17 protein-coding genes are annotated in these 22,320 nt (G+C 53.2%); 10 read left to right on the top strand and 7 right to left on the bottom strand.

Features of this window, described 5'->3' with window-relative positions; translation table 11 throughout:
• Nucleotides 1-197: 197 nt before the first annotated feature.
• Nucleotides 198-1,751 (bottom strand): peptide MFS transporter, encoded by a 1,554-nt coding sequence (locus tag U0026_RS03375; protein ID WP_062774349.1) that lies wholly within the window; start codon nt 1,749-1,751, stop codon nt 198-200.
• 429 nt (nt 1,752-2,180) lie between these two features.
• Nucleotides 2,181-2,945: a siderophore-interacting protein gene (locus tag U0026_RS03370; RefSeq protein WP_062774347.1), complete on the bottom strand. Its 765-nt coding sequence runs from the start codon at nt 2,943-2,945 to the stop codon at nt 2,181-2,183.
• Nucleotides 2,946-3,182: 237 nt separating this feature from the next.
• Between U0026_RS03370 and U0026_RS03365 the strand changes: the two genes are divergently transcribed.
• Nucleotides 3,183-3,752: a PadR family transcriptional regulator gene (locus tag U0026_RS03365; protein ID WP_062774345.1), complete on the top strand. Its 570-nt coding sequence runs from the start codon at nt 3,183-3,185 to the stop codon at nt 3,750-3,752.
• On the opposite strand, the gene U0026_RS03360 is transcribed toward U0026_RS03365, so the two are convergent.
• A complete protein-coding gene (locus U0026_RS03360) occupies nt 3,749-5,269 on the bottom strand; it encodes a methyl-accepting chemotaxis protein (RefSeq protein WP_062774343.1) in 1,521 nt (506 codons plus the stop codon). The genes U0026_RS03365 and U0026_RS03360 overlap by 4 nt on opposite strands.
• Nucleotides 5,270-5,624: 355 nt before the next feature.
• Between U0026_RS03360 and ygjG the strand changes: the two genes are divergently transcribed.
• Both ygjG and U0026_RS03350 read left to right on the top strand, forming a co-directional pair.
• Nucleotides 5,625-7,016: a putrescine aminotransferase gene (gene ygjG / locus U0026_RS03355; RefSeq protein WP_062774341.1), complete on the top strand. Its 1,392-nt coding sequence runs from the start codon at nt 5,625-5,627 to the stop codon at nt 7,014-7,016.
• Nucleotides 7,017-7,219: 203 nt separating this feature from the next.
• The gene (locus tag U0026_RS03350) at nt 7,220-9,238 is read left to right on the top strand and encodes an NADPH-dependent 2,4-dienoyl-CoA reductase (RefSeq protein WP_062774339.1); all 2,019 of its coding nucleotides are present in this window, start codon (nt 7,220-7,222) and stop codon (nt 9,236-9,238) included.
• Between the two features lie 117 nt (nt 9,239-9,355).
• On the opposite strand, the gene rlmG is transcribed toward U0026_RS03350, so the two are convergent.
• Nucleotides 9,356-10,492, bottom strand: coding sequence for a 23S rRNA (guanine(1835)-N(2))-methyltransferase RlmG (rlmG, locus tag U0026_RS03345; RefSeq protein ID WP_062774337.1), 1,137 nt, complete (start codon nt 10,490-10,492; stop codon nt 9,356-9,358).
• An 83-nt stretch (nt 10,493-10,575) separates the two neighbouring features.
• On the opposite strand from rlmG, the gene U0026_RS03340 reads away from it, so the two are divergent.
• From U0026_RS03340 to sstT, 4 genes are all read left to right on the top strand, one after another.
• On the top strand, nt 10,576-11,076 hold the full coding sequence (locus tag U0026_RS03340) for a YgjP-like metallopeptidase domain-containing protein (RefSeq protein ID WP_062774335.1): 501 nt from the start codon (nt 10,576-10,578) through the stop codon (nt 11,074-11,076).
• A gap of 72 nt (nt 11,077-11,148) precedes the next feature.
• Nucleotides 11,149-12,135 (top strand): Gfo/Idh/MocA family protein, encoded by a 987-nt coding sequence (locus tag U0026_RS03335; protein WP_062774334.1) that lies wholly within the window; start codon nt 11,149-11,151, stop codon nt 12,133-12,135.
• 273 nt (nt 12,136-12,408) lie between these two features.
• On the top strand, nt 12,409-13,377 hold the full coding sequence (locus U0026_RS03330; RefSeq protein ID WP_062774332.1) for a TerC family protein: 969 nt from the start codon (nt 12,409-12,411) through the stop codon (nt 13,375-13,377).
• 383 nt (nt 13,378-13,760) lie between these two features.
• The gene (sstT, locus tag U0026_RS03325) at nt 13,761-15,011 is read left to right on the top strand and encodes a serine/threonine transporter SstT (RefSeq protein WP_062774330.1); all 1,251 of its coding nucleotides are present in this window, start codon (nt 13,761-13,763) and stop codon (nt 15,009-15,011) included.
• A gap of 129 nt (nt 15,012-15,140) precedes the next feature.
• On the opposite strand, the gene U0026_RS03320 is transcribed toward sstT, so the two are convergent.
• The 3 genes from U0026_RS03320 to uxaC all read right to left on the bottom strand — a co-directional run bounded on the left by U0026_RS03320 (nt 15,141) and on the right by uxaC (nt 18,683).
• Nucleotides 15,141-15,683 carry a YgjV family protein gene (locus U0026_RS03320; protein WP_062774328.1) on the bottom strand — a complete coding sequence of 181 codons (543 nt, stop codon included), beginning with the start codon at nt 15,681-15,683 and terminating at the stop codon, nt 15,141-15,143.
• Nucleotides 15,684-15,767: 84 nt separating this feature from the next.
• Nucleotides 15,768-17,255 carry a UxaA family hydrolase gene (locus tag U0026_RS03315; protein ID WP_062774326.1) on the bottom strand — a complete coding sequence of 496 codons (1,488 nt, stop codon included), beginning with the start codon at nt 17,253-17,255 and terminating at the stop codon, nt 15,768-15,770.
• A gap of 15 nt (nt 17,256-17,270) precedes the next feature.
• A complete protein-coding gene (gene uxaC / locus U0026_RS03310; protein ID WP_062774324.1) occupies nt 17,271-18,683 on the bottom strand; it encodes a glucuronate isomerase in 1,413 nt (470 codons plus the stop codon).
• Between the two features lie 472 nt (nt 18,684-19,155).
• On the opposite strand from uxaC, the gene U0026_RS03305 reads away from it, so the two are divergent.
• The 3 genes from U0026_RS03305 (at nt 19,156) to yqjA (ending at nt 22,319) form a co-directional block, all read left to right on the top strand.
• Nucleotides 19,156-20,460: an MFS transporter gene (locus U0026_RS03305; protein ID WP_062774322.1), complete on the top strand. Its 1,305-nt coding sequence runs from the start codon at nt 19,156-19,158 to the stop codon at nt 20,458-20,460.
• A 128-nt stretch (nt 20,461-20,588) separates the two neighbouring features.
• A complete protein-coding gene (exuR, locus tag U0026_RS03300) occupies nt 20,589-21,365 on the top strand; it encodes a transcriptional regulator ExuR (RefSeq protein ID WP_062774319.1) in 777 nt (258 codons plus the stop codon).
• Nucleotides 21,366-21,656: 291 nt separating this feature from the next.
• A complete protein-coding gene (gene yqjA / locus U0026_RS03295) occupies nt 21,657-22,319 on the top strand; it encodes a DedA family general envelope maintenance protein YqjA (RefSeq protein WP_062774317.1) in 663 nt (220 codons plus the stop codon).
• Nucleotide 22,320 lies beyond the last annotated feature (1 nt).

Here is a 22,320-nt window from a genome sequence, read left to right as displayed (position 1 = left end):
GTCCTTAAATTAACCACGTAGTAAACAAGTTTATACTATGGACTGAAATTGGATCTGATTTCAAAGAAACCGCTCACGTTATTGCAATTTTCCGTGAGCAAAAACGTGTTTTTTACGCCCCTTTACATCGGGATTGCGCTTTATTGCACAAAAAAAAGCCAGCGCATCAGACGCTGGCTTGGTTAAAACATTTTACATCAGGCGTTAGTGACTGACTTTTGTTCTGTGCTGGACTTGCTGTTCTCCAGCATACGACGTACCGGCACAATTAATACGCACAGTACGGCGGCACAAATGAGCAATGCCACGGAGCAACGCGCAAACAAGTCAGGCAACATGTCGAGCTGATCGGCTTTCACATGACCACCAATCAGGCCTGCCGCCAGGTTACCCAGTGCGCTAGCGCAGAACCACAGACCCATCATCTGACCGCGCATTCTTTCTGGTGCCAGCAGCGTCATGGTCGCCAGACCAATCGGGCTCAGACACAGCTCACCCAGCGTCAGCATCAGAATACTGCCCACCAGCCACATTGGAGAGACACCTGCCCCATCGTTGCTCAGCACGTTCTGCGCGGCCAGCATCATCAGACCAAAGCCTGCTGCGGCACACAGAATACCGATAACAAACTTGGTGATGCTGCCCGGGCGGAAGTTTTTACGCGCAAGCGCTGGCCATGCCCAGCTGAACACCGGAGCCAACAGGATGATAAACAGGGCGTTAATCGACTGGAACCAAACCGCAGGGATCTCAAAATCACCGATCATACGGTTGGTATAGTCGTTAGCAAACAGGTTGAAGGAGGTCGGTTTCTGTTCAAAGGCCGACCAGAAGAATGCGGCGGAAACCAGCAGGATGAAACACACCAGCAGGCGCGCGCGTTCTTTGCGGCTCATACCGGCAAAAGCGAACAAGTAGATGAAGTACAGCGCAACAGAGGCTGCGATGACGTACACCAGCACGCTCGCCACGGCCACCGGATTAATCACGATGATGCCCTGTGCAATCAGGGTAATAACCACTGCCGCACCGACCGCCAGTGCGACCAACCACGCGCCAACACCGTTCTTCTTCGCTACCGGGTTGTTCCAGGTAGAATCCAGCCCAACTTCGCTGTCATAGCGTTTCATCGCCGGTACGGCAAAGATGCGGAAGATGACCAGCGCCACCAGCATCCCGATACCACCAATACCAAAACCCCAGTGCCAGCCATGAGATTTAATCAGCCAACCGGAAATCAGCGGCGCGATAAACGACCCCATATTGATGCCCATATAAAACAGGGAGAAGCCACCGTCACGACGAGCATCCCCTTTTTTATACAGCGTACCGACCATTACCGAGATACAGGTTTTGAACAAACCAGAACCCAGGACGATAAACATCAGGCCGATAAAGAACAGATTGTTGCCCATAAAGGCAGACAGCGCGATGGCCAGGTGGCCCAGTGCAATCAGGATAGAGCCGTACCACACAGCCTTTTGTTGACCCAACCAGTTATCTGCCAGCCAGCCGCCTGGCAACGCCGCCAGGTACATCGTCCCGGCGAAGATACCGACAATCGCCGAGGCATTTTCACGCGCCAGTCCCATACCGCCATCATAAACGGTCGCCGCCATAAACAGGATCAGTAACGGGCGAATACCGTAAAACGAGAATCGCTCCCACATTTCGGTAAAGAACAGTGACCCCAGCGGATAAGGGTGACCGAAAAAGGTTCGGCTTTCGTTTTTATTAACAGAGGAATGCATAGTTTCTCCCGAAGAGGTGCGCCGCAACGCGTGTAAGTTGTGTAAGCGGACTAACCATTTTTTAATTTTGTCGATGATTCACATCTGACACGGTATTTTTTAACCATTTGATAACCATCTTATGGTCGTGTCTAGTCCTTGCCCCCACCTTTTTAGACGAAAATTCGATAAACATCTAGTTTTACAGATTTTGTATTGGTGAGGAGGGAAATATGATTGACATCGCATCACAGCAGCAGAAGTGGATAATTATTCATTTAAAACAACATATTAATAAATAAATTATCGAAAAAAACGGGCAAAAATCGGCGGTAAGATAGGGATATAAAAAGTGTGGAAATGTGGCTCTCGCATGATGAAAAGGGGCAAATCACGATAAACGACACCCAAAGGTGATGGCAGATATCCTGGTGGATACCTGCCATCCGTTTACTTGGCGTGCCAGTATGCGCTAGAGCGGACTAATTGCGGATCGATAGCGTCGGTCACAAAACCATCGGTCAGATTTTTTACCACCTTCCCCTCACCGGTTAGCCAGATAAAGTAATCGGACTCTGGCACCGTAAACTGCGCCAGACGCGCGGCAACGGCGTCATGTCCGTCATGGCTAAACCACTCAATGTTGCAGCCCTCAAAACCGGCCAGATAGGCTTTATCCGCTACGTCACGCACCATCACCAGCGCAGTTACCTGCGGGAATTGTGGCAGCAGACTCAGCGCTTCCAAGCGGCGACGTAGTGCGGGCATACCGGTTTCATCACAGACATAAAGCTGCCAGGCGTAATCTTCCGGCACCACCAGCGAACCGCGAGGGCCACCGATAAGCAGAGTATCACCAACTTTGGCCTCCATCGCCCAAAGGCTTGCGACACCACCATCATGGATAAAGAAATCGTAGGTCAGCTCGTGGCGCTCTGCGTTATACAGCGGGGTATAATCACGCGCTTGTGGGCGAATACCCTCAGCCCAAACGATACCGTCGTCACTCACAGTGGGTGGCGTGAGCGTCGTCCCGGCCTGTGGGAAAAACAGTTTGGTATGGTCGTCAAAGCCGCGAGAGCTAAAGCCCTCCAGCGTCTCACCACCCAGCACAATACGCTGGAAAGCCTCGCCGATGCGCTCAACGCGCGTGACGGTCAGTTCACGAAAACGGAGTTCATTGCGCACACGCTGTGGGTACTTTGTCTCTTTCATCTGGCGTCTCTCTCAAAAATAGATATATCTAAACTAATTTGCAAATGATAATGATTGCCAACAAGTAAGAAAGCAAGAATTTTTTATGATATAAGTGCCATTAGCTTGATTATTTTTGAAGACAACAAATATATACAAATATATCAATTAGTTAATTAAATAATCTTTTTTGGTATTGCTAATTCGATAAAATTAGATATAAATTAGATATATCTAAATTACAGTCAGGATAAAACAATGAGACCTTTCTCTGGTAGTGAACATCGCGGCCACGGTCATCGTAGCGAACACGGCGAGTGCGAACATCGCGGCGGGCGCGGCGAAGGCCACGGCAGCGGACGTCGGCAGCGCTTCTTCGGCCACGGTGAACTACGCCTGGTGATCCTCAGCATTCTGAAAGAGAGCGCCAGCCACGGTTACGAGCTGATTAAAGCGATTGAATCCCTCACTCAAGGCCACTACAGCCCGAGCCCGGGCGTTATCTACCCAACGCTGGATTTACTACAGGATCAGGGGCTGATTACCGTTCAGGAAGAAGATGGCGGGCGCAAGAAAATCGAAATTACCGCTGACGGTCGGCAGTTGCTGGACGAGAATCAGGAGCCGCTGGATCATATCCATGCTCGGCTGAAAGCCAAAATGGTTGGGCATGAGCTGCGCAGAAATCCGCAGATGAAGCGAGCGCTAGATAACTTCAAGGCCGTACTGGACCTCAAAGTGAATCAGGGTGATATCAGCGACGCGCAGCTCAAACAGATTATCGGCGTTATCGACCGCGCGGCGCTGGATATCTCACAACTGGATTAATGCAGTACGGTAACCGCATCCTGAAGCAGGCTGGCGCGGCGTTTTACCATCGCCGATACATCGGCGCTCTCCGCCACCAGCCCGGCATTTTGCTGCGTGATTTCGTTGAGTTTTGCCACCGCTCGCGTCAAATCAGATAAGCCCGTCGCCTGTTCCGACGTCGACTGGCTTATCTGCGCGATCAATTTGGTGACGTTTTGCACCTGCGAGACAATGTCATCCATCGTGCGTCCTGCGGCGTGAACCTGCTCAGAGCCTGACTCCACTTTGCTGGCGCTGGCTTCAATCAACTGACGAATCTCGTTAGCCGCCGTTGCGCTTCGACTTGCCAGATGACGCACCTCGCCTGCCACCACCGCGAATCCTCTCCCCTGCTCACCCGCTCGCGCAGCCTCAACCGCGGCGTTCAGCGCCAGAATATTGGTCTGGAACGCGATATCGTTGATTAGCGTGGTAATCGATCCGATACGCTGGGTGCTGTCGGCAATATCTTCCATGGTTTTGACCACCCGATGCATCGCCTGCCCGCCCTGCGTCGCCGCACCGCTGGCGGCAAGCGAAAGCTTATCGGCCTGCGCCGCCGTGTGCGAATTGTTCTGCACTGATGCCGCCATCTGGTTCATGGTGGTGACCGTTTGCTGCACATTTTCGACCGTTTCCTGCGTACGCTGGTTGAGGTCATTATTGCCACGCGCCAACACATCGCTACCATCGCTCACACTGTTGACCTGACTGGAGACATCGTTAATCAACCAGCGACACATCAGCCCAAGCTGACCCACCGAACGTAATATCAGCCCCACCTCATCACTGCGATTCAGATGCTCGACACTGTTACGCTCGCCGGTTGCCACGCTCAGTGCCTGTTTCGCCAAGTTTTCGATTGGCCGAACAATCTGCCTTTCAAATACCCACGTTGTCAGCAATAGCAAAATCGCCGATGCCAGTATCGAGGCTATTGGCGCATTCAGCGCGAGTAACGATCCCGCCAGCAGGAGATACAACCCCAGCATCACACTTCTGACTCGCCAGCGTAGCGGCATCACCGAGAGTTTGCCCCACCAGCGCGTGCTGATAACCCGGCCTTTATACAACCGTTTGTTGCTACGCTCTTCCCGCAAGGCCTGATACAGCGGCTCTACAGCCGCTATTTCCTGCGGGCTGGCCTTGGTACGGATAGACATATAGCCAATTGTTTTACCCTTGCGCACCTGAGGGATAGCGTTAGCACGCACCCAATAATGGCCGCCATTTTTCGGGCAATTTTTCACAATGCCCGTCCAGGGCTCGCCTTGCTTTAACGTGCGCCACATATCGGCAAAAGCAGCTTTAGGCATATCAGGATGACGTACCAGGTTATGCGGCTGGCCCAGCATCTCCTTACGGCTGTAGCCGCTTACCTGCACAAAAGCATCATTAACGTGGGTGATATAGCTATTGAGGTCGGTGGTCGACATGAGGGTGATGTGATCATCCAGCACAGTCTCATGCTGGTTTAGGTCGGACAGGGTAGACATACAGACATCCTTTTCAGGTGCGGAGAGAAAATGTATTACAATTGTTATATCGGAGGTTATCTAATTAACCTTAATTGTTAATTTTGCGTTAGATCGCAAAATCGACAAAAACCCTACTTTTTGCACGGCGCGCCACTCTGGTACATAACGCGCACCGCCCTGGAGCAACCGCCCAAAAAGGCGGCATCACCCTGCACGCCTTTTCAGACTCCCCCGCTACGCTGGACGATTAAATATTGTACAGATGCGGTTTTCCCTGGCATTTATCCCGATTTTCGCCGCAACCGCTGAAGTGGCGTAATCCCTGCAATACTTAAATCAGTATCATGTGATACGCCCCGTCCAGGAGCTCATTTTGAACAGGTTACCTTCTAGCGCATCGGCTCTGGCCTGCAGCGCACACGCACTGAATCTCATTGAAAAGCGAACGCTCGATCATGAGGAGATGAAAGCACTCAACCAGGAGGTCAGGGAATACTTTAAAGAGCATGTGAATCCGGGTTTTTTGGAGTATCGAAAATCTGTCACAGCCGGCGGGGATTACGGGGCCGTAGAGTGGCAAGCGGGAGGGTTAAATACGCTTGTCGACACCCAGGGCCAGGAGTTTCTGGATTGTCTGGGCGGTTTTGGAATTTTCAACGTGGGGCACCGTAATCCAGTGGTGGTTTCCGCCGTACAGAATCAGCTCGCAAAACAACCGCTTCACAGTCAGGAACTCCTCGACCCATTACGCGCGATGCTCGCCAAAACGCTGGCCGCACTTGCGCCGGGCAAGCTGAAGTACAGCTTCTTTAGCAACAGCGGCACGGAGTCGGTAGAAGCAGCGCTGAAGCTGGCAAAAGCGTACCAATCACCGCGCGGTAAGTTTACCTTTATTGCCACCAGCGGCGCGTTCCATGGGAAATCGCTTGGGGCTTTATCCGCCACCGCGAAATCCACCTTCCGCAAACCCTTTATGCCGCTGCTGCCGGGCTTCCGTCACGTCCCGTTTGGCAATATCGACGCCCTGCGTACGATGCTAAGCGAATGCCAGAAAACCGGTGATGATGTGGCTGCGGTGATCCTCGAACCGATTCAGGGCGAAGGCGGGGTGATTCTGCCGCCACTGGGCTACCTGCCCGCCGTGCGCAAGCTGTGCGATGAGTTCGGCGCGCTGCTGATCTTCGATGAAGTGCAAACCGGGATGGGCCGTACCGGCAAGATGTTCGCCTGCGAGCATGAAAACGTGCAGCCAGATATTTTGTGCCTGGCGAAAGCGCTCGGCGGCGGGGTAATGCCTATCGGCGCGACCATCGCCACCGAAGAGGTGTTCTCAGTGCTGTTCGACAACCCGTTCCTGCACACCACCACCTTCGGCGGCAATCCGCTGGCTTGCGCTGCTGCGCTGGCGACCATCAACGTTCTGCTGACCGAAAACCTACCCGCGCAGGCGGAGCAGAAAGGTGACATTTTGCTGGACGGGTTCCGCAGCATGGTTCGCGAATACCCAGACCTGGTGCGGGAAGCTCGCGGAAAAGGGATGCTGATGGCCATTGAGTTTGTCGACAATGAAATCGGCTACCATTTTGCCAGCGAAATGTTCCGCCAGCACGTGCTGGTCGCAGGCACGCTCAACAACGCCAAGACGATTCGTATTGAACCGCCGTTAACCCTGACGATGGAACAGTGCGACCAGGTGCTGAAAGCGGCACGTAATGCGCTAGCAGCGCTGCGCATCCGCCAACAGCAGGTCGCCACCGAGCAGTAAACTGGCTCAGCCCGGACGAGGTGCGATAGCGCCGACTCCGGGCGTTCCCGGCGGCGCTGCGCTTAGCCGGGCTACACAAGTAAATGAGCGTTTTTTGAATCCCATCACAATCATCACATTCGCCTTTTCCCTTTTCTTCGCCGACGGCTAAATTAGTAACTCATCCGACCACATAACAATAATTTCACATACTGGACATTCTTATGAGCTATCCGTCGCTGTTCGCCCCGCTGGATCTGGGTTTTACCCAGCTGAAAAACCGTGTGCTGATGGGGTCCATGCATACGGGTCTGGAGGAGTATCCCGACGGCGCGGAGCGTCTGGCGGCGTTCTACGCCGAGCGCGCACGTCATGGCGTGGCGCTGATTGTCAGCGGAGGGATTGCGCCTGATGCCACCGGCGTTGGTATGGCGGGTGGTGCGATGCTTAACGATGCCAGCCAGCTGCCGCATCACCGCACCATTACCGATGCGGTGCATCAGGAAGGCGGCAAAATCGCCCTGCAAATCCTGCATACCGGTCGCTACAGCTACCAGCCAAATCTGGTTGCCCCTTCTGCGCTTCAGGCCCCCATCAACCGCTTTATACCGCATGCGTTGACGCACGAAGAAATCCTGACACTCATCGATGATTTCGCTCGCTGCGCCCAGCTGGCACGTGAAGCTGGCTACGATGGCGTAGAAATCATGGGCTCAGAAGGGTATCTGATTAACGAATTTCTCGCAGCGCGTACCAACCAGCGCGATGACCAGTGGGGTGGCGACTACGCAAACCGGATGCGCTTTGCCGTTGAAGTGGTGCGCACGGTGCGTCAGCGGGTGGGGAAAGATTTTATTATCGTCTACCGATTGTCGATGCTCGATCTGGTGGATAACGGCGGTACTTTTGACGAGACCGTCCTGCTGGCAAAAGCCATCGAAGCGGCAGGGGCGACGATCATCAACACCGGGATCGGCTGGCACGAAGCGCGGATCCCCACCATCGCCACGCCGGTACCGCGCGGGGCGTTTAGCTGGGTGACCCGTAAACTCAAAGGCCACGTGACGATCCCACTGGTGACCACCAACCGGATTAACGATCCACAGGTCGCCGATGATATTCTGGCGCGCGGCGATGCCGATATGGTGTCGATGGCGCGTCCATTCCTTGCTGATGCTGAACTGCTATCGAAAGCACAGTCCGGCCGGGCTGATGAGATCAACACCTGCATCGGCTGCAACCAGGCCTGTCTGGATCAGATCTTCGTCGGCAAAGTCACCTCTTGTCTGGTGAATCCACGTGCCTGCCACGAAACTAAAATGCCTGTCCGACCAACCCCTCAGAGCAAAAATCTGGCGGTCGTTGGTGCAGGCCCTGCGGGGCTCGCCTTTGCCGTCAATGCCGCTTCACGCGGGCATCACGTTACGCTATTCGACGCAAGCGCCGAGATCGGCGGGCAGTTCAATATCGCCAAACAGATCCCCGGTAAAGAAGAGTTTTATGAAACGCTGCGCTACTACCGCCGGATGATCGAGGTGACTGGCGTGGCGTTGAAGCTAAATCATCGCGTCACTGCCGACGATCTTCTGAGCTTTGATGAGACGATCCTCGCCACCGGGATCACTCCCCGCACACCGCCGATCGACGGCATTGATCATCCGAAAGTACTGACCTACCTGGACGTGTTGCGCGATAAAGCGCCGGTCGGTGAGCGTGTGGCGATTATCGGTTGCGGCGGCATCGGCTTTGATACGGCGATGTATCTCAGCCAGCCCGGCAACCCGACCAGCCAGAATATTGCTGAGTTCTGCGTTGAATGGGGTATCGACACCAGTCTGCAACTGGCAGGCGGCCTAAGACCTGAGGGGCCGCATCTGGCGCGTAGCCCACGGCAAATTGTGATGCTGCAACGTAAAAACAGCAAACCGGGTGAAGGGCTGGGTAAGACCACCGGCTGGATCCACCGCACTACTTTGCTATCACGCGGCGTGAAGATGATCGCGGGAGTCAGCTATCAGAAAATCGACGAGGCTGGGTTGCACGTGGAGATTGGCGGCGAGCCGCAACTGCTGGCGGTGGATAACGTGATTATCTGCGCCGGTCAGGAGCCTAACCGCGTACTGGCCGAGCCATTACAGGCGGCAGGGAAAACGGTGCATCTGATTGGTGGCAGTGATGTGGCGGGTGAGCTGGATGCGCGTAGGGCGATTGCGCAGGGGACAACGCTTGCGCTGACTATTTAACGAGGCCATTTTGTGAGCCGGGTGTGCCCGATGGCGCTGCGCTTATCGGGCCTACAGGTTGATGTAGGCTGGATAAGGCGAAGCCGCCATCCGGCGGGACGACTTTGCGACGCTAAACTAGCGACGGCGGCCCAATTTCACCGCTTTCAACACCACAAATTTGTTATTGGTGGCGATGGTTTCACAGTTACCGAAAATCTTCTTCAGCTTGTGGAAGTAGTCCAGGTGACGGTTGGCCACGATATACAGCTCACCGTTGATTTTCAGGCAACGACGGGCGTGGTGGAACATCTCCCAAGCGATGTTATCGGTCAGCGCATGTTTCTGGTGGAACGGCGGGTTACACAGCACCGCGTTAAAACGGAACGGCTCCACGCCAGAGAGTGCGTTGTTGATCATAAACTCACAGCGATCCAGCGCTTCAGGCATATTGCTTTCCACGTTCAAACGGCTGGACGCGACGGCCATTGGCGATTCATCAACAAATACAACGCTGGCTTCCGGGTTCTTCTCAAGCAAGGTCATGCCGATAACGCCGTTGCCACAGCCGAGATCAACAATCTCACCTTCCAGATTATCCGGCAGGTTTTCCATAAAGAAGCGCGCACCAATATCCAGCCCGGTACGGGAGAAGACGTTGGCGTGGTTGTGGATAGTCCAGTCGGTGCCTTCCAGTTTCCAGCTCAGCGTCAGCGACGCATCAGCCAGTGCTGGATTGCTGAAAGTACAGTTAATCAGGCGCGCTTTTTTCCACGCTAGCGTGGTGGTCGTTGGACCGAGCACTTTCTCAAACAGTTCAAGAGTCGAGGTGTGGATATCTCGCGCTTTCGCACCCGCGATAATACGCGTTTGCGGGGTAACCACTTCACGCAGGGCGCGCAGCTGCTGTTCCAGCAGGGCCATGGTTTTTGGCAGCTTAATCAGCACCACGCCCGGTGCCTGCGGGTATTCGGCGGTGCTGTCGAGAAACTTGACGCTAGACTCAGCGATATCGTTGTGGCGCAGGTTTTCACGCGTCGCCAGCTCGCTTAAATATGAATCACCGATGCTGTACGGCGTATGTTCAGCCAGCGCACAACCCAACGCACCGAAGGTATCATTCAGGAGCAGCACCGGGCCGCTAATTTCGGTATCATCCAACTGTTGCAGCAGATATTCATCCGCCGCTTCCCACGCCAGCAGCGGGTTAACGTCATCCGTCTCCGGGAAACGTTTTAGTGTCAGCGAACGGAAACCGTTGTCTATGTGGCTCATCGGCCCTCCTGAATGGTAAAATTTCGGCGTATCCCTGAAAAGGGTGCGTGAGTATACACTTTTTATGATTTGTGTGGGCAAAGATGAACCAACTAACTTACCTCCAGGGCTACCCGGAAAATTTACTTTCTCAGGTTCGTACGCTGATTGCGGAACAAAAGCTGGGCACCGTGCTGGAAAAACGGTATCCGGGCACGCACGATTTCGCCACCGATAAAGCGCTGTATCAATACACCCAGGATCTGAAAAGCCAGTTCCTGCGCAACGCGCCGCCCATCAACAAAGTCATGTACGACAACAAAATCCACGTACTGAAAAATGCGTTAGGGCTGCATACCGCGGTGTCGCGTGTGCAGGGCGGCAAGCTGAAAGCCAAAGCAGAGATCCGCGTCGCCACCGTGTTTCGCAACGCGCCTGAAGCATTTCTGAAGATGATTGTGGTACACGAGCTGGCGCATCTGAAAGAAAAAGAGCACGACAAGGCGTTCTATCAGCTGTGCTGTTATATGGAGCCGCAGTACCACCAACTGGAGTTTGATACCCGTTTATGGTTGACGCATCTTTCGCTAAAGGAAACTGCGTAGTCGGGCACTGGCATTGTCATAAAGGCGTGATACATTGACGAAAGAATCCCTTTATGGAGCCTGAAGGCACTTATGATACGTTTCGCTGTTATCGGCACAAACTGGATCACCCGCCAGTTTGTCGACGCCGCTCATGAGACCGGCAAGTACAAATTAACCGCCGTCTATTCCCGCAGTCTCGAGCAGGCGCAGAGCTTCGCCAACGATTATCCCGTCGAACATCTGTTCACCTCGCTTGAAGCGATGGCGCAGAGCGATGATGTGGATGCGGTCTATATCGCCAGCCCAAACTCACTACACTTTGTGCAAACCGAACTGTTCTTACGCCATAAAAAACACGTGATTTGTGAAAAGCCTCTGGCGTCTAATCTGCGTGAAGTGGAACAGGCGATTGCTACTGCACGTGAGAACCAGGTCGTGTTATTTGAAGCGTTTAAAACCGCCAGCCTGCCTAATTTCCAGTTGCTACAACAATCACTGCCAAAGCTCGGTCAGATCCGTAAAGCGTTTATCAACTACTGCCAGTATTCCTCACGCTACCAGCGCTATCTTGACGGCGAGAATCCAAATACCTTCAACCCGGCCTTCTCCAATGGCTCGATTATGGATATCGGTTTTTACTGCCTGGCTTCAGCGGTCGCGCTGTGGGGTGAGCCAAAACAGATTCAGGCTTCTGCCAGCCTGCTAGATAGCGGCGTTGATGCGCACGGCGTGGTGGTGATGGACTACGGTGATTTCAGCGTCACGTTGCAACATTCCAAGGTCAGCGATTCCAACCTACCAAGCGAAATTCAGGGCGAGGCGGGTGCGCTGGTGATTGAAAAAATTTCCGAGTGCCAAAAACTCTGTTTTATACCGCGTGGTAGCAAAGCACAGGATCTCAGCCAGCCACAGCATATTAATACTATGCTGTATGAAGCCCTGGAGTTTGCAAGCTTGGTCGAAAACAACGAAGTCGATCACCCTGGTTTAGAGGTCAGTCGTATTACCGCCAAAGTTCAGACCGAAATTCGTCGCCAGACCGGCGTCGTTTTCCCGGCGGATACGCCTGCTGCGTAAAACAACGTAAAAGAGATGTTGCAGGTCATTGACGAAATCAATGGCCTGTCATATTTTGTTACGTGCAAAGGGGAGTAACTTCCTTGTCGGTGGATCGTCAATACGATACGTGAAAAACCGTATCCGGTCGCCGGGCAACGAAAAAGGAATACGAACGCGTATTCCTTTCTTGTTGTAAGTGAGACCTTGCCGGAAGGCGAGGTCTATGCATAAAAAGCAACGGCTATCGTCTTCTGACGTTAGCCGTTTTTTTTATGCGTAAGGAAATAAGTTATGAATACAGTCGGCACTCCGTTGCTGTGGGGCGGATTCGCAGTCATCGTGGTGATTATGCTCGCTATCGACCTGCTTTTGCAGGGGCGTCACGGCGCCCATACCATGACCATGAAGCAGGCGGCGACCTGGTCACTGGTGTGGGTCACCCTCTCTTTATTGTTTAACGCTGCTTTCTGGTGGTATCTGGCGCAGACCCAGGGACGTGCGGTGGCCGACCCGCAGGCTCTGGCGTTCCTTACCGGTTACTTGATTGAAAAATCACTGGCGGTTGATAACGTCTTCGTCTGGCTGATGCTGTTTAGCTACTTCTCTATTCCACCGGCATTGCAGCGTCGCGTGCTGGTCTATGGCGTGTTGGGTGCGATTGTGCTGCGTACCATCATGATTTTCGCCGGTAGCTGGCTTATCTCGCAGTTCGAATGGCTGCTGTACATCTTCGGTGCATTCCTGCTGTTTACCGGTATCAAAATGGCGCTGGCGAAAGAGGATGAAGGCGGTATTGGCGACAAACCGCTGGTACGCTGGTTACGCAGCCATTTACGGATGACCGACAAAATCGAGAATGAGCACTTCTTTACCCGTCAAAACGGCGTGCTGTTTGCGACACCGCTGCTGCTGGTGCTGATTCTGGTTGAGTTGAGTGACGTAATTTTTGCCGTCGACAGTATCCCAGCGATTTTCGCTGTGACCACCGATCCGTTTATCGTACTGACATCTAACCTGTTTGCCATCCTGGGTCTGCGTGCGATGTACTTCCTGCTGGCAGGCGTGGCAGAGCGCTTCTCAATGCTGAAGTACGGTCTGTCGGTGATCCTGGTGTTTATCGGTATCAAGATGCTGATCGTCGAGTTCTACCATATCCCTATCTCAGTTTCGCTGGGTGTGGTCGGCGGCATCCTGGCATTTACGCTGATTCTCAATGCCTGGGTAAACCATCGTAACGACATGAAAAAGCAGAATATGTAACTCGTAGATACTGTAATCATCTGCAATATGTATGCCTGATAGGCTGCGCGCCATCAGGCATCGCCGCGCACATTGCCGGATGGCGGCTTTGCCTTATCCGGCCTACGCCTACAACGTAGCCTGGCTCGCCAGGAGTCACCACCAGCCTTCTCGGGGTCGGCGTGAACGCCTCGCCCGGGCTACGTTTTCTTTTCACTTCACGCCACCAGATGTAAATATTTAGTTAAAAAATATGACGCATGGCGTAAATTCCAGCATTTTGTACTTCCCCAACCGAAGACTTTCCTTATACTCGATCGAGCAAACATTTTTTTACATCCAGACATAAACGTAACAAATAATACGTCGCTGGAAAGACACAACTCATCATCTTAAGGAATGCAATGATGACACAACAACCCGCATCATCTGGCTTTATGCGCATGCTAACTAAGGGCAGTCTGGTCAAACAGATCCTGGTTGGATTAGTTCTCGGTATTTTGCTGGCGCTGGTTTCTAAACCTGCCGCTATCGCCACCGGCCTGCTCGGAACGCTATTTGTTGGCGCGCTGAAAGCCGTTGCTCCAGTACTGGTATTGACGCTGGTGATGGCCTCGATTGCCAACCATCAGCAGGGCCAGAAAACCAATATTCGCCCCATTCTGTGGCTCTATCTTTTCGGTACTTTTGCCGCCGCGCTGACCGCCGTTGTGGTGAGCTTTATCTTCCCTTCCACGCTGCAACTCACCACCGGTGCCACTGATATCACGCCACCTACCGGTATAGTGGAGGTGATGCACGGGTTATTAATGAGTATTGTTGCTAACCCGATCCACGCCTTGATCAACGCCAATTACATTGGGATCCTGGTGTGGGCGGTAGGTTTGGGCTTTGCATTGCGTCACAGCAACGAGACCACTAAAAATCTGGTCAACGATCTGTCCAACGCCGTCACCTTTATTGTGAAAGTGGTGATTCGCTTTGCCCCGGTCGGTATTTTCGGCCTGGTCTCTTCTACGCTTGCCACTACCGGTTTCTCGGCGCTGTGGGGCTATGCGCAAATTCTGCTGGTGTTGATTGGCTGCATGGCCGTTGTAGCGCTGGTGATTAACCCACTGCTGGTGTATTTGCAGATTCGCCGCAATCCGTATCCGCTGGTGCTGATGTGTCTGCGCGAAAGCGGCGTCACCGCCTTCTTTACCCGCAGTTCAGCGGCCAATATTCCGGTCAACATGTCGCTTTGCGAGAAGCTGAATCTGGATCGCGATACCTATTCGGTGTCCATTCCGCTGGGGGCAACGGTCAATATGGCGGGCGCAGCGATTACCATCACGGTTCTCACCTTAGCGGCGGTTCATACGCTGGGTATTGCTATCGATCTGCCAACCGCATTGCTGTTAAGCGTCGTGGCCTCGCTTTGTGCCTGCGGTGCCTCAGGGGTGGCGGGAGGCTCATTACTGCTGATTCCATTGGCGTGCAATATGTTTGGTATTCCCAATGAGATTGCCATGCAGGTCGTTGCCGTCGGCTTTATTATTGGCGTGTTGCAGGACTCCTGTGAAACCGCCATTAACTCATCAACCGACGTGATGTTTACCGCTGCCGTTTGTCAGGCAGAGGATGCACGCTTGGCCAAAAGCGCGCTGCGCAGTTAATCGAGTAGGCCTGATAAGCTTCGCGCCATCAGGCATTAGCGCGCACATTGCCGGATGGCGGCTTCGCCTTATCCGGCCTACACCTACTGGTAGCCCGGACGAGGCATTTACTCCGAAGCCGGGCTACCGTCAGCCTTCACTCTGTACTTTCTTCTCAACCTTAAACGGGTCAATACCTTTACGCTGCATGCGCCAGAAACGAATGATGTTCAGGCCGTTCATGACGAGGAAGCTGCCTTCAATCAGCGTGCCGCCAATCGAACCCAGCCAGAAGTTATGAATCACCCAGCAGGCGGTGGAACACCACATCACGCAGCGTACCGAGAGTCCTTTACAGCGAAACAGCGCCCAGGTGCTGGCCACCGTGCCAATCACCGGCAGGATCTCCATAGCGTGCTGGAGTTTTCCGATACCGATAATCAACGTCAGCGCGATGAATAAGAACATCACCCACAGGCGGCGGGTGTAAACCGAGATAATCGTTCGAATAACGTTAAGCTCGGCGCTGGCGCCTGCGGGGATCGCCCCCATCAGGAAAAAATGTAGGCCAATGACACCGCTGTAAATCGCCAACTGAAACTTAAAGCGGCGTTCATCGCGGTTAATAAAGGTAGTGATACCAATCACAAAAGCAATGATACCTACGCCCTGGGCAAGCCAATACGCAGTCATGAAGAATCCCTGGAAAACGAAGCCATAAAAAAACGGCGCTTCAGTATTTGAAACGCCGTTTTATCGTATCAGACAATCTTTTTATTACAACGTGACGCCGCTCTTAAAGAGTGCCAGTTCGCGGAAATCGTTACGCTCATTGCAGGTCTGCTTGCCGTTGGCGAAATCAACAATCGTGTCGACAAATTCGTTGAGTAACTGCGGCATCGCTTTCCCATGAATCAATTGACCCGCGTCGAAGTCGATCCAGTGCTTTTTCTTCGCTGCCAGCTCGCTGTTGGTGGCGATTTTCACCGTTGGCACAAATCCACCGTAAGGGGTACCGCGACCGGTACTGAACAGCACCATATGGCAGCCCGCACCGGCCAGTGCGCTGGTCGCAATCGCATCGTTCCCCGGTGCGCTAAGCAGGTTGAGACCGTGCGTTTTCAGGCGTTCACCGTAGCGCAAGACATCAACCACCTGGCTGGAGCCCGCTTTTTGCGTACAACCGAGGGATTTATCTTCCAGCGTCGTGATGCCGCCAGCTTTGTTACCCGGCGATGGATTCTCGTAAATCGGCTGGTTGTGGGCAATGAAGTACTGCTTAAAGTCATTAACCATGGTCACCAGCTTGCCGAAGGTTTCTTCGTCGCGACAGTGATCCATCAGTAACTGTTCGGCACCGAACATTTCCGGTACTTCAGTCAGCACGGTCGTTCCGCCGTTGGCAATCACGTAGTCAGAGAAACGCCCCAGCATTGGGTTGGCGGTAATGCCGGACAGGCCGTCAGAGCCGCCGCATTCCAGGCCAAACTTCAGCTCGCTCAGTTTACCCGGCTCGCGCTTGTCGTTACGCATCACGCTATAAAGCTGACGGAGATGTTCGATCCCCGCTTCCACTTCGTCTTCCTGGTGTTGGCAGACCATGAAGTGAACGCGGTCAGGATCGAACGCCCCTAACGTCTCGCGGAAAGCATCAATTTGGTTGTTTTCACAGCCCAGGCCGACCACCAGCACTGCACCCGCGTTCGGGTGACGCACCATGTTTTGCAGCATGGTGCGAGTGTTGATGTGGTCATCGCCTAACTGCGAACAGCCATAGGTGTGGCTAAAGAGATGCACGCCGTCGATATCTTCCGCGTCATTACTCTCTTTAAGAAAACGCGTTTGCATTTGACGCGCCATCGCGTTGACGCAGCCCACGGTCGGTAGGATCCACAGTTCGTTACGTACCCCAACCTCGCCGTTCGGACGGCGATAAATCTGCACATCACGATCGGCGGGTTGAGCGACGTCAGCCTGGAAATCAGGTTGGTAGCTATACGTGTCCAGATCGCTCAGATTAGTACGGGTATTGTGAGCATGAATATGCTCACCCGCCGCAACATCGACCAGCGTGTGACCGATTGGCAAACCATATTTAATGACGTTTTCGCCCTTCGCAATGTCGCGTAAAGCAAATTTATGGCCACGCGTCACCGGTTGGCGCAGGGTTACCGCCTGGCCATCCACAGTCACTTCGGTTCCTTCAGCCAAGTCAGCGAGCGCTACCGCGACGTTATCCAGCGCATGGATCTTGATGTATTGCATACCTTCACCCAGACCTTAGTTCAATTCAATGGCGAAGTAGTCACGCGCATTGTTAAAGCAAATATTTTTCACCATCTCACCCAGCAATTGGATGTCAGCAGGCGCTTCGCCCGCAGCAACCCAACGGCCAATCATTTGGCACAGAATACGGCGGAAGTATTCGTGACGGGTATAAGACAGGAAGCTACGGCTGTCGGTCAGCATACCGACGAAGCGGCTCAGCAGGCCCAGTTGTGCCAGCTGCGTCATCTGACGTTCCATACCGTCTTTCTGGTCGTTGAACCACCAGCCGGAGCCAAACTGCATCTTGCCAGGCATGCCTTCGCCCTGGAAGTTACCGATCATGGTGCCCAGCACTTCGTTATCGCGTGGGTTCAGACAGTACAGAATGGTTTTTGGCAGCAGGTTCTGTTCGTTCTGCTTGCTCAGGAGCTTAGACAGCTCTTCCGCCATTGGGCGGTCATTGATGGAGTCGAAGCCAACGTCCGCGCCCAGCAGTTTGAACTGACGCTGGTTGTTATTACGCAGCGCGCCAATGTGGTACTGCTGTACCCATTCGCGGCGAGCATATTCCGCACCGAGGAAGACCAGGACAGCGGTTTTAAACTGGGCAACTTCGTGTTCGCTCAGCGTTTCGCCAGCCAGACGGCGCGCCAGGATGCTATCCAGCTCGGCTTCGTTAGACTCCGCGAACAGCACCACGTCCAGCGCGTGGTCAGACACTTTACAACCGTGGGCCGCGAAGTGATCCAGACGTTTGGTCAGCGCGGTCTGCAGGTCAGTAAAGCGGCGGATTTCGGTGTCAGACACTTCTGCCAGTTTCGCCATGTAGTCGCCGAAGGTCGCCTGCTCAATGTTGAAGGCTTTATCCGGGCGCCAGCTTGGCAGGACTTTCACATCGAAGGTGGTGTCTTTAGCAACCGACGCGTGATGTTCCAGAGAGTCGATAGGATCATCAGTGGTGCCGACCATTTTCACGTTCATCTGCTTCATGATACCGCGTGCCGAGAACTGGTCTTGTGCCAGCAACTCATTACACTCGTCCCAGATTTCGCCCGCAGTGGTCGGTGACAGCAGTTTACCGGTGATGCCGAATGGACGACGCAGCTCAAGATGAGTCCAGTGGTATAACGGATTTCCGATAGTGTGCGGGACGGTCGCTGCCCACGCTTCAAACTTCTCGCGGTCAGACGCATCGCCGGTACACAGGCGTTCAGCAACACCATTGGTACGCATTGCGCGCCACTTGTAGTGGTCACCTTTCAGCCAGATGTCATACAGATTTTTAAAGCGGTAATCTTCAGCCACCTGCTGCGGCGGTAAATGGCAGTGATAATCGAAAATCGGCTGGTCTTTTGCGTAGTCATGGTACAAACGGCGAGCAAATTCGGTGTCTAACAGGAAATCTTCAGTCATAAACGGGGTCATATCGTCTTCCTCTCAACGAGTGGGTCAGATGTTTATCTGTAATGCCGTCAAAGTTATCACACCAATTTCATTGAGCCGAAGATTTTTTCGTGAGTTAGATCAATAAACACTGACAAAAAATGACACGGGAAATGGCAAAAAATCGCTACAAGCCGCGCCGTTACTGGCCTGCAATATCTACCCCTTAAACACTATGGTAAATACCTCTTTTGTGACGGCATTCACCTTTTAAAGTTGTATGACAAGTTATCTTCCCTCCCCGTCGAAACACATAGAACGACGGAATGCATTAGCGGTGGTCGATATAGACACCTGATTAAGCGGTACGGATACCGAATTCAGCACACTTACTAATGGCAAGTTCGGGCCGTACCGGGAACCCCTTCCCTGGTAAGCCCCTTGGTGAGACATCATTTAGCGGTACCGATGATGACTGCGGAACTCGCAGAGATAACTACACGATGAGGTTTACATGCGTAAAATTAAAGGATTACGTTGGTACATGATCGCACTGGTGACAATGGGCACCGTGCTGGGATACCTGACGCGTAATACCGTGGCAGCAGCTGCGCCAACTCTGATGGCAGAGCTGCACATTTCCACACAGCAATATTCGTACATCATCGCTGCTTACTCCGCAGCTTACACCGTTATGCAGCCCGTCGCGGGCTACGTTCTGGACGTTCTGGGTACCAAAATTGGTTATGCCTTCTTCGCCGTAGCCTGGGCAGTTTTCTGCGGTGCGACCGCGCTGGCAGGCAGCTGGGGTGGACTGGCAATTGCGCGTGGTGCGGTCGGTGCAGCAGAAGCGGCAATGATCCCTGCGGGTCTGAAAGCCAGTTCCGAATGGTTCCCGGCTAAAGAACGTTCTATCGCGGTAGGTTACTTCAACGTCGGTTCTTCAATCGGCGGCATGATTGCACCACCGTTGGTGGTCTGGGCAATCGTGATGCACAGCTGGCAGATGGCGTTTATCATCTCCGGCGTACTGAGCTTCATCTGGGCAATGTGCTGGCTGGTCTTCTACAAACACCCTCGCGATCAGAAAAAATTAACTGATGAAGAGCGTGATTACATTATTGGTGGTCAGGAAGCACAGCACCAGACCAATAACGGCAAGAAAATGTCGCCATGGCAGATTATTCAGACTCGTCGCTTCTGGGGTATCGCCCTGCCGCGCTTCCTGGCAGAACCTGCCTGGGGGACCTTCAACGCCTGGATCCCACTGTTCATGTTCAAAGTCTACGGCTTTGACCTGAAAGAAATCGCTATGTTTGCGTGGATGCCAATGCTGTTCGCTGACGTAGGTTGCGTACTGGGTGGCTACCTCCCGCCGCTGTTCCAGCGCTGGTTTGGCGTGAACCTGATCGTTTCCCGTAAAATGGTGGTCACCATGGGCGCACTGCTGATGATTGGCCCTGGGCTTATCGGTCTGTTCACCAGCCCATATATTGCCATCGCTCTGCTGTGCCTTGGCGGCTTTGCTCACCAGTCACTGTCCGGCGCGCTGATTACGCTCTCTTCTGACGTCTTCGGCCGTAATGAAGTGGCGACGGCAAACGGTCTGACCGGGATGGCAGCATGGATGGCAAGTACCATGTTCGCCCTGGTGGTTGGTGCACTGGCGGATACCATCGGCTTCAGCCCACTGTTTGCCGTGTTGGCTATCTTCGACCTGTTAGGGGCATTGGTTATCTGGACCGTGCTGCAAAACAAACAGGCTGATAACGACGAATCGGATACCCCTCATCCGACCCAGCAGGCCACCCAAAACTAAGCATTACCGATATTTTTTACCTCACAAGCCGCCTTTATACAGGCGGCTTTTTTCATGCTGAAATATGGTTAGCTGCTCGTAAAAGTGGTATAACAAATTCAATCTGCCGTACCCTGCCTGGAGAGCATATGGAAATCACCGACGTACGCCGTTTATATCAGCAACTTGCCGCTGAGCTTAAAGAACGCATTGAGCAAGGCGTTTACCTTGTGGGTGATAAGTTACCTGCCGAACGTTTTATTGCCGATGAGAAAGGCGTGAGCCGTACGGTGGTGCGCGAAGCCATTATCATGCTGGAAGTCGAAGGGTATGTTGAGGTTCGAAAAGGCTCAGGCATCCACGTCATTTCAAACCAGGCCAAGCATCATCAGGCACCAGATGAAAATATGGAGTTCGCTAACTACGGCCCGTTTGAGCTGCTGCAAGCTCGCCAGTTAATTGAAAGCAATATCGCGGAATTTGCCGCGACCCAGGTCACCAAGCAGGACATCATGAAATTGATGGAGATCCAGGAGAACGCGCGCAAAGAGAAGTGCTTCCGCGATTCTGAATGGGATCTGCAATTCCACGTGCAGGTGGCTCTTGCCACGCAAAATACGGCGCTCGCCGCTATTGTCGAAAAAATGTGGACCCAGCGCGTGCATAACCCGTACTGGAAAAAACTTCACGACCACATTGACGCGCGTACCGTCGACAACTGGTGTGATGACCACGACCAAATCCTGAAAGCGCTTATTCGTAAAGATCCCCATGCGGCCAAACTCGCCATGTGGCAGCATCTGGAAAACACCAAGCTGATGCTGTTCAACGAAACCAGCGATGATTTTGAGTTTAACGCCGACCGCTATCTGTTTGCGGAAAATCCGGTCGTTCACCTTGATACGGCATCTAGCGGCAGCAAGTAAGTTCGCTTTCCTTATCTTAAGGCTTACCTGACATTCAGCATGGGTAAGCCTTTGTAAATCCCCTAGCCTCTCCCCGCACTAAGCCGCAAAATCAATCTGCAACAAATCGCAATTTCTATGACGACAATCTGAGCCTTTTGTTACAATCGAATGCATTTTGTCGTTTTGCAATTATTTCGCCAAAACAAGGACTGTTCAGCGCGTATTTACCGCGATGCTATTAAAATAAATACAGAGAAGATATCGCAGCGCGTTCAGGCATTACGTTAATCGATGTACCAGGAATCGTGAATGGAACTACTAACCCAACTCTTAAATGCCTTGTGGAGCCAGGATTTCGAAACCCTCGCTAATCCGTCCATGATCGGCATGCTCTATTTTGTCTTATTTATGATTCTGTTCCTTGAGAATGGGCTGCTGCCGGCCGCTTTCCTGCCGGGCGATAGCCTGCTGGTGTTGGTCGGCGTGCTGATTGCCAAAGGCGCAATGGGCTTCCCGCAAACGGTCATACTGCTGACCGTCGCGGCCAGTCTCGGCTGCTGGGTGAGTTATATCCAGGGTAAATGGCTAGGCAATACCCGGCTCGTTCAGAACTGGCTTTCGCACCTGCCCGCCCACTACCATCAGCGTGCGCATCATTTATTCCACAAGCACGGCCTTTCCGCATTGCTCGTCGGGCGTTTTATCGCCTTTGTTCGTACCCTACTCCCCACCATCGCCGGCCTGTCTGGTTTGAACAACGCACGCTTCCAGTTTTTCAACTGGATGAGCGGACTGCTGTGGGTGTTGATTTTGACCACGCTGGGCTATCTGCTGGGTAAAACGCCGGTCTTCCAGAAATATGAAGACGCCCTGATGTCATGTCTGATGCTGTTACCGGTGGTTCTGCTGGTATTCGGCCTGGTTGGCTCGCTGGTCGTGGTGTGGAAGAAAAAGTACGGTAATCGAGGATAAT

The sequence above is a fragment of the Kluyvera intermedia genome (assembly GCF_034424175.1).
Classification (GTDB): domain Bacteria; phylum Pseudomonadota; class Gammaproteobacteria; order Enterobacterales; family Enterobacteriaceae; genus Kluyvera; species Kluyvera intermedia.
The sequence above is the reverse complement of the archived record's forward strand: the minus strand, read 5'-3'. Positions and strand labels throughout refer to the sequence as shown.

What these genes read in the sequence shown, in the direction of transcription:
- uxaC (WP_062774324.1), bottom strand. Translation starts at nt 18,683, where the DNA reads ATGACCCCGTTTATGACTGAAGATTTCCTGTTAGACACCGAATTTGCT.
- U0026_RS03365 (WP_062774345.1), top strand. Translation starts at nt 3,183, where the DNA reads ATGAGACCTTTCTCTGGTAGTGAACATCGCGGCCACGGTCATCGTAGC.
- U0026_RS03315 (WP_062774326.1), bottom strand. Translation starts at nt 17,255, where the DNA reads ATGCAATACATCAAGATCCATGCGCTGGATAACGTCGCGGTAGCGCTC.
- U0026_RS03335 (WP_062774334.1), top strand. Translation starts at nt 11,149, where the DNA reads ATGATACGTTTCGCTGTTATCGGCACAAACTGGATCACCCGCCAGTTT.
- U0026_RS03375 (WP_062774349.1), bottom strand. Translation starts at nt 1,751, where the DNA reads ATGCATTCCTCTGTTAATAAAAACGAAAGCCGAACCTTTTTCGGTCAC.
- U0026_RS03350 (WP_062774339.1), top strand. Translation starts at nt 7,220, where the DNA reads ATGAGCTATCCGTCGCTGTTCGCCCCGCTGGATCTGGGTTTTACCCAG.
- rlmG (WP_062774337.1), bottom strand. Translation starts at nt 10,492, where the DNA reads ATGAGCCACATAGACAACGGTTTCCGTTCGCTGACACTAAAACGTTTC.
- U0026_RS03370 (WP_062774347.1), bottom strand. Translation starts at nt 2,945, where the DNA reads ATGAAAGAGACAAAGTACCCACAGCGTGTGCGCAATGAACTCCGTTTT.
- U0026_RS03340 (WP_062774335.1), top strand. Translation starts at nt 10,576, where the DNA reads ATGAACCAACTAACTTACCTCCAGGGCTACCCGGAAAATTTACTTTCT.
- U0026_RS03330 (WP_062774332.1), top strand. Translation starts at nt 12,409, where the DNA reads ATGAATACAGTCGGCACTCCGTTGCTGTGGGGCGGATTCGCAGTCATC.
- U0026_RS03305 (WP_062774322.1), top strand. Translation starts at nt 19,156, where the DNA reads ATGCGTAAAATTAAAGGATTACGTTGGTACATGATCGCACTGGTGACA.
- sstT (WP_062774330.1), top strand. Translation starts at nt 13,761, where the DNA reads ATGATGACACAACAACCCGCATCATCTGGCTTTATGCGCATGCTAACT.
- yqjA (WP_062774317.1), top strand. Translation starts at nt 21,657, where the DNA reads ATGGAACTACTAACCCAACTCTTAAATGCCTTGTGGAGCCAGGATTTC.
- exuR (WP_062774319.1), top strand. Translation starts at nt 20,589, where the DNA reads ATGGAAATCACCGACGTACGCCGTTTATATCAGCAACTTGCCGCTGAG.
- U0026_RS03320 (WP_062774328.1), bottom strand. Translation starts at nt 15,683, where the DNA reads ATGACTGCGTATTGGCTTGCCCAGGGCGTAGGTATCATTGCTTTTGTG.
- U0026_RS03360 (WP_062774343.1), bottom strand. Translation starts at nt 5,269, where the DNA reads ATGTCTACCCTGTCCGACCTAAACCAGCATGAGACTGTGCTGGATGAT.